The sequence below is a fragment of the Anaplasma bovis genome, assembly GCF_036903315.1.
In the GTDB taxonomy this organism is placed as follows: Bacteria; Pseudomonadota; Alphaproteobacteria; order Rickettsiales; family Anaplasmataceae; genus Anaplasma; species Anaplasma bovis.
In genome coordinates this window covers 27,246-44,027 of record NZ_JAWLNY010000001.1, presented here as the reverse complement: position 1 = coordinate 44,027, position 16,782 = coordinate 27,246, and the positions used below count along the sequence as shown (strand labels likewise).

Annotated in this window: 15 protein-coding genes and 2 tRNA genes; 12 read left to right on the top strand and 5 right to left on the bottom strand. The window is 44.1% G+C overall.

Translation table 11 applies throughout. The annotated features are described in order from the left end of the window. Positions 1–92: 92 nt before the first annotated feature. From R4I06_RS00215 to R4I06_RS00205, 3 genes are all read right to left on the bottom strand, one after another. Positions 93–170: transfer RNA gene (locus R4I06_RS00215), tRNA-Pro, on the bottom strand. Beyond that, the gene (locus R4I06_RS00210) at positions 161–535 is read right to left on the bottom strand and encodes a MerR family transcriptional regulator (protein ID WP_334413482.1); all 375 of its coding nucleotides are present in this window, start codon (positions 533–535) and stop codon (positions 161–163) included. The genes R4I06_RS00215 and R4I06_RS00210 overlap by 10 nt, the downstream gene beginning before the upstream one ends. Beyond that, complete coding sequence (locus tag R4I06_RS00205) at positions 535–831, bottom strand: HU family DNA-binding protein (RefSeq protein WP_334413481.1); 297 nt, start codon at positions 829–831, stop codon at positions 535–537. The genes R4I06_RS00210 and R4I06_RS00205 overlap by 1 nt, the downstream gene beginning before the upstream one ends. Before the next feature lie 273 nt (positions 832–1,104). On the opposite strand from R4I06_RS00205, the gene R4I06_RS00200 reads away from it, so the two are divergent. Both R4I06_RS00200 and purE read left to right on the top strand, forming a co-directional pair. Continuing rightward, complete coding sequence (locus R4I06_RS00200) at positions 1,105–1,644, top strand: TlpA family protein disulfide reductase (protein ID WP_334413480.1); 540 nt, start codon at positions 1,105–1,107, stop codon at positions 1,642–1,644. 3 nt (positions 1,645–1,647) lie between these two features. Next, positions 1,648–2,145 carry a 5-(carboxyamino)imidazole ribonucleotide mutase gene (purE, locus tag R4I06_RS00195; protein ID WP_334413479.1) on the top strand — a complete coding sequence of 166 codons (498 nt, stop codon included), beginning with the start codon at positions 1,648–1,650 and terminating at the stop codon, positions 2,143–2,145. A gap of 21 nt (positions 2,146–2,166) precedes the next feature. Here purE and R4I06_RS00190 read toward each other — a convergent pair whose 3' ends face one another. Next, positions 2,167–4,035 carry a hypothetical protein gene (locus R4I06_RS00190; protein ID WP_334413478.1) on the bottom strand — a complete coding sequence of 623 codons (1,869 nt, stop codon included), beginning with the start codon at positions 4,033–4,035 and terminating at the stop codon, positions 2,167–2,169. 297 nt (positions 4,036–4,332) lie between these two features. Here R4I06_RS00190 and R4I06_RS00185 point away from each other — a divergent pair, with 297 nt between their 5' ends. The 3 genes from R4I06_RS00185 to ychF all read left to right on the top strand — a co-directional run bounded on the left by R4I06_RS00185 (position 4,333) and on the right by ychF (position 6,846). Beyond that, positions 4,333–5,088 carry an IspD/TarI family cytidylyltransferase gene (locus R4I06_RS00185; RefSeq protein WP_334413477.1) on the top strand — a complete coding sequence of 252 codons (756 nt, stop codon included), beginning with the start codon at positions 4,333–4,335 and terminating at the stop codon, positions 5,086–5,088. Positions 5,089–5,139: 51 nt separating this feature from the next. Further along, the gene (gene ispF / locus R4I06_RS00180) at positions 5,140–5,649 is read left to right on the top strand and encodes a 2-C-methyl-D-erythritol 2,4-cyclodiphosphate synthase (RefSeq protein ID WP_334413476.1); all 510 of its coding nucleotides are present in this window, start codon (positions 5,140–5,142) and stop codon (positions 5,647–5,649) included. A gap of 96 nt (positions 5,650–5,745) precedes the next feature. Further along, positions 5,746–6,846 (top strand): redox-regulated ATPase YchF, encoded by a 1,101-nt coding sequence (gene ychF, locus R4I06_RS00175; protein ID WP_334413475.1) that lies wholly within the window; start codon positions 5,746–5,748, stop codon positions 6,844–6,846. 12 nt (positions 6,847–6,858) lie between these two features. On the opposite strand, the gene tldD is transcribed toward ychF, so the two are convergent. Beyond that, positions 6,859–8,298: a metalloprotease TldD gene (gene tldD, locus R4I06_RS00170; RefSeq protein ID WP_334413499.1), complete on the bottom strand. Its 1,440-nt coding sequence runs from the start codon at positions 8,296–8,298 to the stop codon at positions 6,859–6,861. Between the two features lie 113 nt (positions 8,299–8,411). Between tldD and R4I06_RS00165 the strand changes: the two genes are divergently transcribed. The 7 genes from R4I06_RS00165 to R4I06_RS00135 all read left to right on the top strand — a co-directional run bounded on the left by R4I06_RS00165 (position 8,412) and on the right by R4I06_RS00135 (position 16,666). Further along, a tRNA-Leu gene (locus R4I06_RS00165) sits at positions 8,412–8,494 on the top strand. Between the two features lie 215 nt (positions 8,495–8,709). Further along, positions 8,710–11,754 (top strand): hypothetical protein, encoded by a 3,045-nt coding sequence (locus tag R4I06_RS00160; RefSeq protein WP_334413474.1) that lies wholly within the window; start codon positions 8,710–8,712, stop codon positions 11,752–11,754. 76 nt (positions 11,755–11,830) lie between these two features. Further along, the gene (locus tag R4I06_RS00155; protein ID WP_334413498.1) at positions 11,831–12,826 is read left to right on the top strand and encodes a pyruvate dehydrogenase complex E1 component subunit beta; all 996 of its coding nucleotides are present in this window, start codon (positions 11,831–11,833) and stop codon (positions 12,824–12,826) included. 172 nt (positions 12,827–12,998) lie between these two features. Further along, positions 12,999–13,454 carry a CopD family protein gene (locus R4I06_RS00150; protein ID WP_334413497.1) on the top strand — a complete coding sequence of 152 codons (456 nt, stop codon included), beginning with the start codon at positions 12,999–13,001 and terminating at the stop codon, positions 13,452–13,454. A 129-nt stretch (positions 13,455–13,583) separates the two neighbouring features. Continuing rightward, the gene (locus R4I06_RS00145; protein ID WP_334413473.1) at positions 13,584–14,156 is read left to right on the top strand and encodes a thioredoxin family protein; all 573 of its coding nucleotides are present in this window, start codon (positions 13,584–13,586) and stop codon (positions 14,154–14,156) included. A 9-nt stretch (positions 14,157–14,165) separates the two neighbouring features. Next, entirely contained in the window at positions 14,166–15,899 is a 1,734-nt protein-coding gene (locus R4I06_RS00140; protein WP_334413472.1) for a monovalent cation:proton antiporter-2 (CPA2) family protein, read from the top strand. A gap of 29 nt (positions 15,900–15,928) precedes the next feature. Beyond that, positions 15,929–16,666, top strand: coding sequence for a ComF family protein (locus R4I06_RS00135; protein ID WP_334413471.1), 738 nt, complete (start codon positions 15,929–15,931; stop codon positions 16,664–16,666). Positions 16,667–16,782: the final 116 nt, after the last annotated feature.

The following is a 16,782-nucleotide window of genomic DNA, read 5'->3' as shown; positions in this document are numbered from 1 at the left end:
GCGCTTAATGAATAATACGCTACTGCGGCCTATGGAATGGTGAATTTTTCCTGGGCCGTGGTAAGCGGCAGCAAGTGGCTTACCATCCCACCTGGTCGGAATGACGGGATTCGAACCCATGACCTCCAGTCCCCCAGACTGACGCGCTAACCTGGCTGCGCTACATTCCGTCACCCAGTTTCTCGGCAATCATATCACGAATTTCCACCATACCGCCAATCAAATCCGACAGAACGCTCTCCGATTTTGTACTCTGCTCGGGTAACTCTCTGTTGGCGTCGCGCAAAGCCAATTTAGCGCCTTTTATTGTGTATCCCATGTCGTACAGCATGTGCTTAATATGGAAGATTACTTCTATGTCCTTCTTGCTGTACAGCCTCCTACCTCTTCGTTTGACAGGGTTTATTTGAGGAAATTTACTTTCCCAGAACCTCAACACGTACTGCTTGACCCCCACGGTAGCGGCAACATCCCCTATCGTGTAGAACATCTTATCCTTGCATTCCAGAGAGTCAGAATACTGGGAGTCACGCATTATAGCTCTTCTCTATTTATCATCTTTTTTACGGTAACAGACGGGCAAAAAGTGACCGTACTGTGTTCGGCTACAACAAATTTCTCTAAAGTCTTTGGATTTCTACCAATCCTCTCTTTCTTTCTTAGCACTTTGAAAATTCCAAAAGAAGATATTTTCAGTATACCAGACTTCACTAACGCAGACTCCATCTCATCCAATATTTCGCCTACAATTACAAGCGCATCTTCCCTAGACAACCCTATCTCCCTGTTTATCTTGCAGGCTAATCCAGCTTTTGTAAGTGTTTTAACCATAAATACCCCACTCAGCGCGCCAACCAGTACAGTCTACCCAATCACACCAAAGTATCAAGTCTGTATCTCCGGTGCTTCTTGGGCAAGTACTAACACTGAAACGCTACCTGCGTCAACACGTATTGAGCGCATCTACACTTAACGATATTTGTCAGCGTTTCTATCTTTTGTGTGTGTACCGCTAGCATATTAAAGGGAAGCTTACAAAAAATCTTGTGAGTTACTCAATGCACATCCATAATTGCATCATATATATCGGTACCGAGAATGCTTATGGCCTTAAAAGCGTTGTACAACAAATATTTCATAGCCATTTTCTGTATCTTGGCAGTAGCTTCTTTCGCTCTTATAGGTAGTATAGACAATTCAGAACAAGATCTGGAGAAATCAGATATAAGAATCCACGAAATGGATTCAGACGAGTCACTATATAAAGTTGTCTCAACAATCGGCTCTTCTCCCACACTTTTAGTGCTGTATACCTCATGGTGTAGCAATTGCGTAGAAAAAATGCCGAAGATCGTCAAGATTATAAGCAAGTACAAGGATGTAAACCCCGTGATCATATCCCTAGATACTAACAGAAGTAAGTTGATTTCCTTTCTGCTGGATCTTTCCACAGTAAATTTCACACCGTATAGAATTTCTCCTGAGTATCACGGCAAATTAGCTTATGCATTGACAGGTAAGGGCGTATATTTCAACGGGAAAATACCGTTTGTGGCCGTGTTGGGTGGTAGGAATCCACCGGTAACTGGTATAACGAGTACAGGAGCGCTGCTCACCGCTATAGAATCGGCACTAATGGAATAAGAAATGGAACACTCAGACAAAGCACTCCGCGTATCAGTTATAATGGGAAGTAAGTCAGACTTTCCGGTTATGAGCGCTGCAACAGCAATTCTGGATGAGCTTTCTATAAAACATGAGGTAATGGTAGTTTCTGCACATAGGACTCCAGAACGTTTGTACGATTTTGCCAAATCTGCCAACACTCGAGGAATAAAAGTTATTATTGCTGGTGCAGGAGGTGCTGCTCACCTACCTGGTATGGTTGCTTCCCTAACAACTATACCTGTTATTGGCGTGCCCATACCTGGAAAGTGTCTTGACGGTATGGATAGTTTGCTTTCCATATCACAAATGCCAAAAGGCACTCCAGTTGCTACCATGGCTATAGGCGAGCCAGGAGCTGGCAATGCAGCTATCATGGCTGCATCTATACTGGGGCTATTCGACGCTGACATCGCTGATAGGTTACTTGTGTGGAAGCAAAATCTATCCTCCTCTGTACCTTTATCACCAACTCAATAGTGTCTATCGACGCAGCTCGCGCTATATCTCCTGTGTTGCTTCTCTTTCTGTATCTCCCCTTACGGGCTCTACCTCTGCCGTCAGTTCAATATTTGACCCAACCGTTTGCTGCGTTTGCAAAAATGCAGATACCTGCTCAAGATTGCACTGCACACTAGAAAATCCTTCGTACATATCCTGAGAAGATTCATGCATCTGTGCGATATTTTCCGCAATTTGCAGTACGTGAGAAAAAACCATTAGTGAAGGGACGCAAGCCTTTATGGCGTTTATTGCCTCATCAGTTTCTGGTGCTTCAGGAAACTGCAAGGTCATGATCGTTGCCAGCTTAGTTTTCATTGCGCTGTATTTTTTCTTATTGAGTATACCGCTGGAACCAAGCAGTTTTTTACAACAATTCGCAATAACATTTCTGCATTTTTCACCGTGTTGTTCCAGATATGTGCGCGTACTCATTGCCTCCTTCAATTCTGGCACTACGGAGCTTATACTTCTAAGTTCAGTAGCCAGGTTATCGTATAAGATAACTATTGTTTCATTGACTAAGTGCGCATTGAAAAAGTCCATCAGCGCCACACTTGGTGACCCGCTGTATGCCAACTTTTTCTTTATGCCATCATACTTATGGGCAACATGGTAATTTTTGACCTTCTTCATATTTTCACACATATCATACAGTGTTATACACGCTGCAGCTGCTGCTGCATGTCTATTACTAAGCATGTACGAAATAGTTTCCATGTTCTCGCATCTGCGTTTTATCACATCTTCCATAAGTGTTTTTGCATCAGATAGGTTACTCCTCAAAATAGCTTCCACGTTAGAATTTGTATGAGCAGCGTGCGTTTGCATAGCTTCGCAGCCTGCATTAATTTTCTCTAGTGCATCTGAGAGTGCATTACGTATCATATCTAAGTGCGTGCTGGAGCGCTTCATTACTTCCTCATGCGATCGCTTATAGCCCAGCTCATTGGAGTTAATGCGCTCTTCAAGCGCGCCTACAGTGCTTTTTGTTTCATCCACAGTGGCTTGCAATAGTCTCTCCAACTGACCGGCAATATCTCTTACGTGTTGATTGAATTGCGTCAAATGTTTTGCAAAACTTGCATCAAGCATTCCCATTCTCTCCCGGTAGTACCTTTGCATATCTTCAACATCATTAATGGCACTGTCCTGTTCATATTCCCTATTTTCCAAAAAGCTAACCCTTCTATCTAGGTCATGTTGGACCCTTTGGATGTTTGTGTATACGGAAAGCACTCTCTTATCTATGCCAGACATGGTATTTACGCGGTGCATTGCATCTTCTAGCAACCAATGCAATAGCTTACTCTTTCTTTCCCTTTCTGCATTTCTCAATACAATCAAACCCACACCAGCAATGATTCCCAGCGCTATGGCTACTAATAATGTTGTAAGTACTATTCCCTGAATAGTTGGTGTATCAAAGATTTTCGGTAAGCGTCTACGTAATGCATCTACATTACGTCCTAAAACTATGGCGGTGGCCGCTATAACCGCTGCACAAGCCATTGCACTTAGTACATATTCAGTTACTACACTGAACTTATTCCTTTGTGGCGTGCCAAAATGCTCTCCTAGCGCCTCTTGTATCCTGCAAAACTTTCCTATACGATCTGCAAGCTCTACGAATTCACAATCAGCTTCCCGTATGGCACTTGAAGCTATAGACTCTTCTTCTTCAGTAGAGGTACTTCCTTCTTCAGGATCCTCAATTATTGAGGGTTCACGATAATTAGTCTGAGCTTCCCCCTCTATACTTACTTCTTCCTCGTCCTCAGGAAGAACCCTTTGTCTTTCTTCAGTTGTTGAACACTCATGTGCTTGCTGTTGGCTTTCTGCGCGCGGTAGTCTTTCATCGTCGTCCATAAATTACCTCATCTCACAATACGAACCCGTAACCTTGCTATCATTGCCGGACATAACGTCTTTAGCTACTACACACAGGGTGACATACAAAATTATTCGAGCAGCAATCATCCCTTCCTCCCTCCATTGATCTAGCGAGAAAAAGTTTACTAAGAGTCTATAACTTTCTTTACCCCCTTAGTTTTGTTCTGGCTCAAAACTACAGCGTCATGGTATATAAACTTGCTGTCAGTGTAAGTGCCAAGTCTAGAGAAAGGTAAATATTTTAACCCTTTATAATAGTAATATGTTGAAGATATGACAATACCCATTTTCACCGCCTTAGTTGTTGCGGCCGGTGATGGCACAAGAATGGAAAGCTCGTGCGTGCCAAAGCAGTACAATAACATAGGGGGGTATTCCTTGTTGCATCATACGCTCACACGTGTGATTTCTCCTTATAACTGCCCTATCCAAGTTGTTATAAAGCCAGACCATAGCTCTTTCTACAGGGATACCGTACTTTCTCTGCCAAAAAATGTTAGACAGTTACTGAGAGAGCCAACTTTTGGAGGAACACGTAGGCAGGATTCAGTGAGACTTGGATTGCAAAGCCTCAAGGGCATTAATCCTGAATTTGTAATCATCCACGATGCATGCAGACCCTTCGCTGACATCTTTACCAGGGACGCAATATTCTCTCACATGATTGATGCTGTAGGAGTTGTCCCAGTCATGCCACTGTCGGAAACTGTAGGTGTGATAAAGAATAATGTCATTGCCAACGCAATACCAAGAGAGAGTACCTGCATAATTCAGACCCCCCAAATCTTCAGGTATAAGGACATACTGGATTGCCACGAAAAAACTTATAGCCTCACACCAGAGAAACCCTTCACAGATGACTCCACTCTAGCCTTGCATTGCAACTTACGAGTAGCGACTATGCGCGGCAACGTTGATAACATCAAAATAACAACCCAGAATGACCTTATAAGAGCAATGCACTATTTATCTCGCATGGAGCTTGTAAATGCCTCTTCGGAAACTGCATTTGTTGCAGAAACACATTGAGGATGGCTTTAGCATGAGTTACACTTCGCGGTAGTGTCCCAGTTGTTGTTAATGCCCTTCAGAGTAGGAATAGGATATGATGTACATAGCTTCTATCCAGAAGTATGCTCTGATGCATACCTAACTATATGCGGTGTAAAAGTACCCCATACCAAAAGAATACGGGCTCACTCGGATGGAGATGTGGGAATTCATGCCCTGGTAGATGCACTGCTAGGATGCATTGGAGAAGACGGTATAGGTAAGCACTTCTCCGATCTCGATCCGGAGTGGAAGAATGCAAATTCGTCCCACTTTTTGCTACACGCACATAAAAAAGTACTCGAGCTAGGATATAAAGTGTTGAATTTCGATATAGTGTTAGTGTGTGAGTTTCCGAAAATAACCCCACACGTCCCTATAATGAAGCAGTTTCTCGCAGATCTATTGCAACTAGATATATCGCGCACCAATATTAAGGCAGTGACCTCTGAAAAGTTGGGTTTCATAGGAAGAGAAGAGGGTATAGCAGCACACGCGGTGGCCTTGTGTCAACAAGTTTCACATTCTGTCACACGTTGATACCGCTTAGATAATTATCCGGTACATAATGTGGTATCGCTATGTGTTTTTAAGTGTTAGAATCAGGAACTTTGTTGTTTCACATGTATCTACTAGATGGGACTGAATTTTGGAATAGTAGGCTTACCCAATGTGGGGAAATCTACCTTGTTCAACGCACTAACACGCAGTGCGGCTGCTGAGGTGGCAAATTATCCATTTTGTACAATTGAACCTAATGTTGGCACAACTTTTGTGCGAGATAATAGGCTAAAAACCTTGGCCTCTATGGCCAATTCCCAGAAGGTGATCTTCAGCAGTATAGAGTTCGTGGATATTGCAGGATTAGTAAAAGGTGCTAGCAGCGGTGAGGGACTGGGAAACAAGTTTCTGGGACACATAAGAGAAGTTGATGCGATAATGCACGTACTTCGTTGCTTCGAGGACGGTGACATAAGTCATGTAAATCAGACAGTAGACCCTGTGCATGATGCTGAAATAGTGGAAATGGAACTCATGCTGGCTGATATGGAAAGCGTAAAACGACAGATTATAACCACTGAAAAGGCAGTGAAATCTCGAAAGGAGACTCAAAGCAAGTTGGATACCTTAATAAAGGTTTTGGAAACGCTAGAAGGCGGCAAACCAGTGCGAAGCTTGCATAAAAATGAGGACATTGATCAAGGTATATTGAAGCAGTTACACCTATTATCCGGAAAACCAGTAATGTACGTTTGCAATGTTGAGGACATAAATGCTTCAACAGGCAATAAACTTTCTGCATCAGTACAAGAAATGGCCTCAAAACACGATGCGTGCCATTGTACTCTCTCTGCAAAACTTGAAGCAGATATATTGGCGCTAGATACAGAAGAAGAACGGAGTGCTTTCTTGGAGGAAGTGGGTCTAAAGGAGTCCGGTATAGATATAGCAGTACGGACCATTTACAAGTTGTTGAATTTAATAACTTTCTTTACTATAGGTCCGAATGAAGCTCGTGCGTGGCCAATATTAACCAATACTCCGGCATATAAGGCAGCCGGAGTTATTCATACAGACTTTGAAAAAGGTTTCATCAAGGCAGAAACAATAAGCTTTGCTGACTATATCAATTATTCAGGAGAGTCTGGGTGCAAGGAGGCTGGGAAGGTCAGGTTTGAAGGTAAAGACTACATAGTACAAGATGGAGATATAATACATTTTAGGGTCAACAGGTAATACCCCAGGGCGTCACATCTCCGTTCCCCCAACCGTAATGCTGTCTATTTTGAGTGTAGGCTGCCCAACGCAAACTGGTATACTCTGCCCATTTTTCGAGCATGTACCAACGCCACTATCTAGGGCCAAATCATTGCCCACCATAGACACTTTCTGTAAAACATCTGGTCCACTTCCTATGAGCGTAGCCCCTCTGATAGGGAAGCTCATTTTCCCGTTTTCTATCATGTAGCTCTCTGAGGCTGAAAATACAAACTTTCCCGAAGTGATATCAACTTGTCCTCCCGAAAAATCCGCTGCATATACACCTCTTTTGACACTAGATATGATTTCTTCTGGCGTATGTGTTCCAGCTAACATATACGTGTTCGTCATTCTCGGAATAACTACATCACGGTAACTTTCGCGCCTTCCATTGCCCGTAGAAGACATTCCCATCAATCTGGAATTCATATTATCATGCATGTATGACACCAATATACCATCCTCTATAAGTACGTTGTACTTTGAGCTTGTGCCTTCATCATCAATATTGAGAGATCCCCTCATGCCATGCAACGTGCCATCATCAACAACAGTGATTCCCTTCGATGCAACTCGTGTGCCAATAGCCTCAGAAAACGCCGAAACTTTTTTTCTATTGAAATCACTTTCTAGACCGTGTCCAACAGCTTCATGTAGAAGAACGCCAGGAAATCCAGGCCCTAGAACTACTGTTATTTCCCCTGCTGGAGCTGCCCTAGCCTCCATGTTTACAAGAGATTGCCTCAAGGCTTCGTCCGCAAGATTCTTCCACTTATCTTCCCTTACTACTTCAAAACAATTAACTCTGCCGCCTCCACCCGCTCTGCCATGCTCCTTTCTTCCTCCTTTTTCTACAAGGACATGCACATCTAATCTGACCAAAGGCCTAGTGTCCCCTACGCATTTTCCATCACCCTTTATAATCTTCACAACTTGCCACTGCGTACTTATGGATGCCTTTACTTGCACCACATGTTTATTGGCTCCCCTAATATACGCATCAATATCTTGTAAAATGCCGACCTTTTTCTTAAATGAGACCTCACTGACTGGGTTATCCTTTGGGTAAAGAACTTTGCTATCAGGCGTAACACAGAGATCTACGACATTTACAGCTTTATTATTATTTGCACATGTGATCGACTGCTTCACAATAGATGCAGCTTTCTGCACTTCCTCTAGGTTTATCTTCGATGAACATACTATAAAAGTTACATCTTCAGAAAATGCTCTAAATCCAAACCCTTTGCGAAGGGAAAAATCCGCATTCTTTATTATGCCGTTCTCTATACTCACAGATTCTGTATTACAAAACTCCAGAAACAACTCCCCACCGTCTGCCTTATGTAACGTGTTCTTTGTGATTTCACACAATTCCTCCTCACTAACTTGGGGGAAAGGAGTTTCCTCTGTATCTAATTCTTCCATTACGGCTTTTTTGTGTATACACTGCACCAATATACTTTGTGACACTTAATAATCAACTTATGAATTAGATAAACTGGGTGTATCTCAGCTAAAGTGTCCGAATTTAAGTATGCGTCCGAATGGCGGAATTGGTAGACGCGCTAGCTTCAGGTGCTAGTGACCTCTGGTCGTGGAAGTTCGAGTCTTCTTTCGGGCATTTTCGATGCTCTGTATCTTCTCCTTCTTGTAGTTATTTTTTATCTTGTGCCTGATTGCTTTTGGTGACACTATGTTGTATATTAATGGTTAAGATTTTAACTAGATTGTTCCAGGTAGACATGCGCGAAAGTGTTAATCAAGTCCCGCTTTCCGTGCCAAGACCTGTGCTAAGGCCTAAGTTAATCCATAACAATCCATGGTGGTATCAATAATATGAATGACGAAAACTCTGCTAATGAGTCTTCTATAGTAAGGTTGAAGAACTGGATCAGTTCTAGGCACGCTACACCAGAGGTCTCTTCACTGTTGCATATCTTACTTAGTGAGAGCCCACGTTCTTGTCCTCTTGAGGGTCCAATGCGCACCAGGCCGACATTTTCAATGGATAGCACTGTTCAGAATTTCCCTGGCACAGAAACTCCTGGCATGCGTATCACGAGCACTGTGCAGGCTCTTCCTAATGAGGAGTTTAACGAATTCAGGATGCGAAGCGCATTGCTTTTATCGAGCTTCTGCAACGCTTATGCCTTACCTGTTTTTCTTTTACAGGCGCTAATTTATGCGGAGGACAAAGGCATGGATTTGCAGAACCTGGTGAAGGTTTCCTGGGAACTTGACAAGGGTGCAGATCGTGGCGAGGTAGATTTATCAGACTTTTTCCAGCACAGGGCTATTGCCAGCCCGGAACGTCGTATAGACCTTTATCTTGTAACTGGAGGGGTAATCATACAGAAGGTTCTGCAGCAATATTTAGATGCACGTAAGGTGACGCTAAATATTTCGGTGTCGGGTGAACTGTTTACGCGTGAAAATATCAAGTTATTTTCGGAGCAAGAGAAAAGCAAAGCTAAGGCTATAGTGACAATGTCACAAGCTATGCAATTTTTCCCAATATACCGCAGCATTTTGTCACGTAGAAGCGATGACTTCGGCATGACGCTGGCTCCCTACAATTTGGGAGTAGCATGTGGCGTTGTCAGGAACATGGGTGGGGGAAAGAAGAAGGCACGTAAGGTTGAAATGCGTGGGTACATGTTTGTATCCGGTCGTAAGGCAGAGGATATAACCAAAGATACCTTCTTCCTTTCGTCAAACCACATATACTGTGGCATGTTATCACTGCATGAGATAGACTTTCAGAAACCAACTGTAGAGCACTCACTAATACCGCAAGTGCTTCCTTATGCTTGTTCTCAGTTTCAACCTATGGAGTGTTCTTCTCCTCTTTTGCTCAAAGCACTTACATCCCGTAATTTTGCCTTCGAGAGCGTGCCTAATGAGGAAAGCAACTGCACTCTACTGGACGTTATTTTTAATCCTATCCGCCCTAAAGACTCTCCTGCTTCATCCTCGAAACAATTGAGTGCTTATCTAACTTTGCTGGTATCTGCGTGCGAAAAACTCATCGGCAGCAACGCACGTGTAATGGTGTACGTGAGTTTCGAGAAAATCATAGATCAAGAGCCTATTGAGGTAATACATGTGCTTGACGTAGGTACACCTCCTAGATTTTCTGACTCCTTTCTCTATAAGCATTCTGGGTCCAAGTCCATGTTGTGTGATGAAGCATTAGAGAATGTCATTGGTGGGCACACACAGAGTGCTAGCAAGGCCTCTGCTGAGCCTGGAGTTAGTGAACTTGCATTAACTTTACGTAAGCTATTTTCGGGAGCAGACGAAAATTTTAGGTCTCAGTTTAATACGCTATTAAAGGACAGCAAAGTACAGCCACGCATTGATGAGTACCTTGTGGAAAACAAAGTGAAAGTTCGTATTGTCACGCAGGAGTGTCATCCTCAGTTACTGTCCGCCATAGCTTTTTCGAGGCAATCTCCTATTTCCCAGGACAATTCTGCTTCTGTATCATATAGCACACGAGACTATAGCAGCAGCCTTGCCACAGCCCCTCTGCTAAAGCCAGAAGCAGTTAATGTCTCTGTGGCGGAATATTTTGAGCCACCTGTTGCCTGCGATACTGACACTAGAGAAGAGCATTCATCTCCTACAACAGATGTTGGGGATGAGTCTTTAGCTTCTGAATATCCGGCACCTTTGCCTGAAAGTGGAGCAATACCAAAACGTTACACCTCCAGAGATCGTCAAAAAAAAGTGAGTTTCGATACTGTTGAAGCTATACGCATGTATACAGCAGAGGGCGGGAGATTTATTCCTGTTGCTTCTGTAAGACGGAAATCACGCTCAGGCACAAAAAAATTGGCATTTACTCCTACTGAAGAGAAGCTGATCGAAGAGAAGCAAAAAATTTCTGGTGCTAACTCTCCATCCCCAGTCAGACCCAACACTTTACCAATACCTTCTCGTTCTGTATGCATAGCAGCAGCTGCTACTGATGTTCCTAAAGTATCAATAGAAAATCTCTCACTACAGAAGTCTGAGGTATTGCAGACTAGGTTGAGTCCCGATGTGAGGACGGTGACGGAAAGAGTTGCGGGAGCAAAAATCAAGAAACCTACACATTCTCCTGCTGAAGCGCCGAAGCAGACTGAAACAAAGCTGAAGATATCCAATGATGTTTCTTCGTCTCCTGTCGCGCCTAACACTCTACGGGCACCTTTTCACTCCACGCACGCCAGATCTGTTGCTTGTGTGCCTAGAATATCTATAGAAGGCCTGATGTACAGGTCTAAAACATCACCGCATAGGTTTAATTACGATGTTGGAGCGGCAATGCAACAAGGGGCGGACGGCAGCAAAACAGCATGTCCTCCTACAAAAGTGCCGAAGCAGACTGAAACAAAGCTGAAAATATCCAATGATGTTGCTCCTGTAACACCTGACACTCTATCGACATCTCCTCACTACGCGCACGAAAGATCCGCTGCATCCGGTATGAACGGAATGCTGATGAAGAACCCCTCAGTGCGCAGGTCTAGAGTATCTTATCTCGGACACAGAACACAGGAATTCACAATCCCTGCCACTCTTGTAGTGTTAATAGGAGTTTCATTTGTGCTTGCTGCTGTTATTCCTGCGTACGTATTTGCACTAAGGAGAGCGTGCTCTTTATCAGTGCCAGCTTATCAGTGTGATGCTACAGTTGCTGTTTTCTTATTGATGTCCGTCATTCTTATTATCGCAACGACAGCGTTCTGCGAGTTTTACTTGCTTAAGCCTCCTACAGTAGCGCTGGCTCAGGCTGGTAATGACGTACCAGTTGATCCTGATAACCCGCAAAGTGCTTTACTGAGCGAGGTTAAGTGTGAACCACAAACAGCTGAGAGACGCACTGCGCGCTAGGATGAATATATTTGCGCTAATGTACCTTTTGAAATAACATTAGCGGTGCAGTTTTTTACTTTTGGTCGTAAAACGTATGGAATTGATGACCGTAAGGGAGGCGTTGTGTTCTGCTATTGACGAGGAAATGCTGCGAGATCCCGATGTTTTCCTAATCGGAGAGGAAGTTGGGGAATACCAGGGGGCGTACAAGATAACTCAGGGTTTACTACAGAAGTATGGTCCCAGGCGCGTAGTAGACACACCTATTAGTGAGCACGGGTTCGCTGGATTAGCTGTAGGCGCTGCATTTTCCGGATTGAGGCCCATAGTGGAGTTTATGAGTTTTAATTTCTCTATGCAAGCTATGGACCAAATTGTAAATTCAGCTGCCAAGACGAACTACATGTCAGGCGGCCAGATGAGTTGCCCAATAGTGTTTCGTGGCCCGAATGGAGCGGCTGCGGGCGTGGCTGCACAGCATTCTCAGTGTTATGCATCATGGTATTCTCATATTCCGGGACTGAAGGTTATAGCGCCATACTTTGCTGCAGACTATAAGGGCCTGATGAAGTCCGCTATACGTGATCCAAACCCAGTAATCTTCCTAGAGAACGAAATTGTTTATGGACACAAGCACGAAGTAACTCCTGAAGTGTTGGGCAGCGACTATCTTGTAGAAATAGGTAAGGCTTCGGTTGTAAAACAGGGCAAAGACGCGACTATCATATCGTTTTCCTTGCAGTTACGGTACGCGTTGGAAGCTGCAGGTATACTTTCTAATGATGCCATAGATGTAGAAGTGATAGATTTGCGCACTTTGCGCCCACTGGATACGGAAACCATACTACAGTCTGTTCGCAAGACAAATCGAGTAGTAATTGTCGAAGAGGGTTGGCCATATGCCGGCATAGGAGCAGAAATTACTGCACTTATAAATGAGTTGGCATTTGATGATTTGGACTCCCCTGTGTTTCGTGTGACAGGAAAGGACATTCCTTTGCCCTACGCTGAGAATTTGGAGCGCATGGCTTTGCCTCAGGTTGACGACATAGTGTCTTCGGTGCGGCAAGTATGTAATTACAAATTTTAGGTGTGCGCATTCAGGACTTTTCAGCGGCATCCCATAAGTGTTTAGGCATGTATGTGCAGCATGCAACTCTCGTTCTGGTTTGTAATATGTGCTTTGTGTACAACATTTTTATTGCACACGAACGTTGCGACATAGTAGCATTACAAAACGGTTATGATGAATCAAAGTCGTGATGGATTCTTTGTTCCTATGGGTTCTTGCTTGCCGTAGGTGGATTTTGGCGTTTCACATTATCTCAGTTATGATGTGGGTAGCGGGTATGCTGTACTTGCCTAGGCTGTACGTGTATCATGCCGGAGTTCCCAAAGGTTCTGAAAGCAGCACATTGCTTTCTCTAATGGAGTACAGGCTACTCACATATATAATGAACCCATCCATGGTGTCTGCTGTAACGCTTGGTCTCCTCCTCGCCATTTCTGGGAAGGCGTATTTGTTTATCTGGTTTCAGATAAAGGCCGTATTCATAGTCCTTATGTTGTCACTTCATTGTCTGTTCTTGTTTTACAGGCGGAAGCTTTCTCTGGGCACGTGTACGCGTTCTGCGGTGTTCTTTAAGGTCTTGAATGAGGCAGTGACGGTTGCCGTAGTCTGCATGGTTATCATGGCAACAGTAAAACCTTTTCGCTAGTATTCCCTTGTTTCTCTAACACGCTGTGCTAGTCTTTGGCGGCATGCAAAATCACCAAAACTGTTTGACTTTTGCCTGCTCTGGGGCATAGAATTAGGCAAGTTTTGACACGTTGGGGGAATATGGCAAGTGGTAGCTCTTAGCACACCAGCCTTAGACAAGGGTTTTTGCGCCCGCGATTTCTATTTGAAATCTGTTGATGGAAGTTACTATGGTCTTGCTGACTTCACTGGTGGGAAGGCCTTGCTAGTGATGTTTATATGCAATCACTGTCCCTACGTTAAAGCCATCATTGGGCGGCTAGTTAAGCACGTCACTGAGCTCGTTGAGTCGCATGACGTACGCGCTGTTGCTATTATGCCTAATGATACGTCGTCTTATCCTGAAGACTCTTACGACAACATGGTAGTATTTGCCACAAAGCACTCACTGTCGTTTCCCTACCTAATCGATGAGTCACAAGATGTTGCTCGCAGTTACGGGGCTGTGTGCACTCCGGACTTTTTTTGTTTTGATAGTAGCTCGCAGTTAAAATATCGTGGCAGGTTCGACAAGCCGACGAATGATGGTGATTCGGAGAGGGGGTACAGCGAGTTGTACCATGCGGTTAGGTTCATCTCCGAGACAGGTGGGATACCAGAGAATCAGGTACCCAGTATTGGGTGTTCAATAAAGTGGCGCAACGATACCGTTAGAAATTGAGATAGTTATATGCATCATGCTGGCTATTTACTGGATGTAATAATTCTACTGTCGGCTGCTGTGGTCGTTGTAGTTGTATTTTGGAAATTACGCATAAGTCCCGTACTAGGTTATTTCGTGGCTGGCACTGCGATAGGCCCTCACGGATTTGGCCTAGTGGAGTCGTCAGCAATCATAAATAGCATAGCCGAGTTCGGAGTGGTGTTCCTGTTGTTCCTAATTGGGCTGGAGCTGACTTTTGAGCGATTATCCGCTATGCGTATGCACGTGTTCGGTTTCGGCACGCTACAGGTCATAGTTACTGCGGTGCTGATTTGGTGCATATCGAGAATGTTAGGAGTGGGGTCGGAAAGTTCTGTTGTGATAGGTGGCGCCCTCGCATTATCTTCTACTGCCATAGTCTTACAGGTGTTGCAAGAAAAGGGTATGCAGGCTTCACAGGTGGGGCGTCTATCCATAGCGATCCTGCTAATGCAGGATTTTGCTGTTGTACCCCTTATAGTGCTATTGCCATTGCTTGCGGGTGGCGGCTCTCATAGTCTTACTGCCGCTTTGTTGCACGCATTCTTAAAAGCTGGGGTTGCTTTAGCAGTCATATTCGTTGCTGGTAGATTGCTACTTAGGCCTCTCTTTGGGACTATAGCGTCAATGAAGAGCAACGAGGTGTTTATAGCTACTACACTTTTGATAGTGTTGGGATCTGCTTCTATTACGGAAAATTTTAATTTGTCTATGGCATTGGGTGCCTTCGTATCTGGGCTGCTTGTTGCTGAAACTGAGTACAGGTACGATGTAGAACAGGTTGTGCTGCCTTTTAAGAAGCTGCTTCTCGGATTGTTTTTCATGACTGTAGGCATGTCCATAGACATAGAGCTTCTTATCAGGAAGTTGCCTGTAGTGGCGGCATTATCTTTCTCTATTATGTTTTTGAAGGGACTCATTATCTGCGTACTATGCAGGTTTTTCCGTTTTCGTCTTGCTGCTGCTATACAGGCCGGGCTATTGCTTTCTCAGGGGGGTGAGTTTTCCTTTATACTGTTCGGTTTAGCTGCAGAAAAAGGGGTACTTTCCCACGATCTTGCCCAGACTCTTATGGTGGCTACTACTGTTACGATGGCATTTACTCCATTGCTTGCTTCTGTTGGGTCTTTGGTTTCGAGGCTTTCTGGTGGGAACAAGATCTCTTATTTAACGAAAGATTTGGTCCTTGATACGAGTGATTTGGATCAGCATGTGATTTTAGTGGGATTTGGACGCGTAGGACATATAGTCGCAAAAGTTCTGACTGCTGAGCATGTGAACTACATTGCTTGTGATATTCAACCAAGTGTAGTGACGGCAGGTAGGAAGGAGGGATTTCCTGTGTACCTTGGGGATTTGACTAGATTAGAAAATTTAACATCGTTAGGCATAAGTCGGGCAAAAGCTATAGTGATAGCTATCAACAATGAGGTAACGGCAAAGAAGATCATATCGCTGGTTTCAAAAACCTTCCCTCATGTCACTATTTCAGTCAGAACAAAGGATCTTACGAACGCAGAGTTGTACGAACAGCTTGGTGCCCACTACTTAGTGCCTGAAACATATGAAACAGGCTTGCAGTTGGGCGGCGTTGCGCTCAGCATAAGTGGATTTAGCGACAACGCTATCATGTCATTACAACATACCTTCAGGATGGAGGATTATAATATCCACTTGAAGAAGAACTCCAGTGTGTCAGACGATGATGATAACCAATCTTAGCGGTACAGCGTGGCGCAATCGGTAAAGTCGTGGGGTCTTGCAATTCAGGAGTTCGTCTATCTGTCATTTTTCACAAATTAGTAGAAGTATTTTTTCCCTTGGTTTGCGCCAATTGCAGGGCAGTTGTTCAGCGCACTAGTGTACTGTGCAGTGTATGCTGGCAAAACATAAAATTCATGCGCGACGATATGTGCGAACATTGCGGTGTTATGTTGCCGGGAAACACGGTGACATGTGCATCGTGCAGGACATTAAAGCGACATACATTAGAGTCACGATCTGTATTCATATACGACGACGTAAGTAAGCACTTGATTTTACGCTTCAAGTTCCTTGATGACCTGTGTTTCCTGAATACATACGCGCTTTGGATGGCGGAGGCAGGAAGGGAGATCTTGAAAACTGCGTCTCTACTCGTTCCTGTGCCAATACACCGTACACGACTTTTTTTGAGGAAATATAATCAATCATCTCTATTGGCGCATGCTGTGGGGAAGCTCTGCAAATTACCTGTAGACGCACTAAGCTTGAAGAAAGTTATCAATACGAAATCTCAGCATAATCTCGTATTATCGCAACGAGAGACTAATGTTAAGGGCTCTTTCCGCGTAACATCCCCTGCTAAAGTATCCAATAAATCCATAGTACTCATAGATGATATAATTACGACTGGGGCCACTGCTAAAGAATGCGCGACCATGCTCTTGGAGGCAGGTGCAGCAGAAGTAAAAGTCCTTACGCTGGGCAAGACAGTACTTGGTAAATAGTGCTGTCCTCATTGTTGAGCGCTAGCCTCATGCAGGAGACATCAGCTTGTAGATACAGATCTTCCGCATGCAAAATTCGCCAATAGGTGCGGATTTTATCTATCATTGCATCGTCT

Excerpts from the sequence above, each read along its gene's own strand:
- R4I06_RS00210 (WP_334413482.1), bottom strand. The coding sequence starts at position 535 with ATGCGTGACTCCCAGTATTCTGACTCTCTGGAATGCAAGGATAAGATG.
- R4I06_RS00205 (WP_334413481.1), bottom strand. The coding sequence starts at position 831 with ATGGTTAAAACACTTACAAAAGCTGGATTAGCCTGCAAGATAAACAGG.
- R4I06_RS00200 (WP_334413480.1), top strand. The coding sequence starts at position 1,105 with ATGGCCTTAAAAGCGTTGTACAACAAATATTTCATAGCCATTTTCTGT.
- purE (WP_334413479.1), top strand. The coding sequence starts at position 1,648 with ATGGAACACTCAGACAAAGCACTCCGCGTATCAGTTATAATGGGAAGT.
- R4I06_RS00190 (WP_334413478.1), bottom strand. The coding sequence starts at position 4,035 with ATGGACGACGATGAAAGACTACCGCGCGCAGAAAGCCAACAGCAAGCA.
- R4I06_RS00185 (WP_334413477.1), top strand. The coding sequence starts at position 4,333 with ATGACAATACCCATTTTCACCGCCTTAGTTGTTGCGGCCGGTGATGGC.
- ispF (WP_334413476.1), top strand. The coding sequence starts at position 5,140 with ATGCCCTTCAGAGTAGGAATAGGATATGATGTACATAGCTTCTATCCA.
- ychF (WP_334413475.1), top strand. The coding sequence starts at position 5,746 with ATGGGACTGAATTTTGGAATAGTAGGCTTACCCAATGTGGGGAAATCT.
- tldD (WP_334413499.1), bottom strand. The coding sequence starts at position 8,298 with ATGGAAGAATTAGATACAGAGGAAACTCCTTTCCCCCAAGTTAGTGAG.
- R4I06_RS00160 (WP_334413474.1), top strand. The coding sequence starts at position 8,710 with ATGAATGACGAAAACTCTGCTAATGAGTCTTCTATAGTAAGGTTGAAG.
- R4I06_RS00155 (WP_334413498.1), top strand. The coding sequence starts at position 11,831 with ATGGAATTGATGACCGTAAGGGAGGCGTTGTGTTCTGCTATTGACGAG.
- R4I06_RS00150 (WP_334413497.1), top strand. The coding sequence starts at position 12,999 with ATGGATTCTTTGTTCCTATGGGTTCTTGCTTGCCGTAGGTGGATTTTG.
- R4I06_RS00140 (WP_334413472.1), top strand. The coding sequence starts at position 14,166 with ATGCATCATGCTGGCTATTTACTGGATGTAATAATTCTACTGTCGGCT.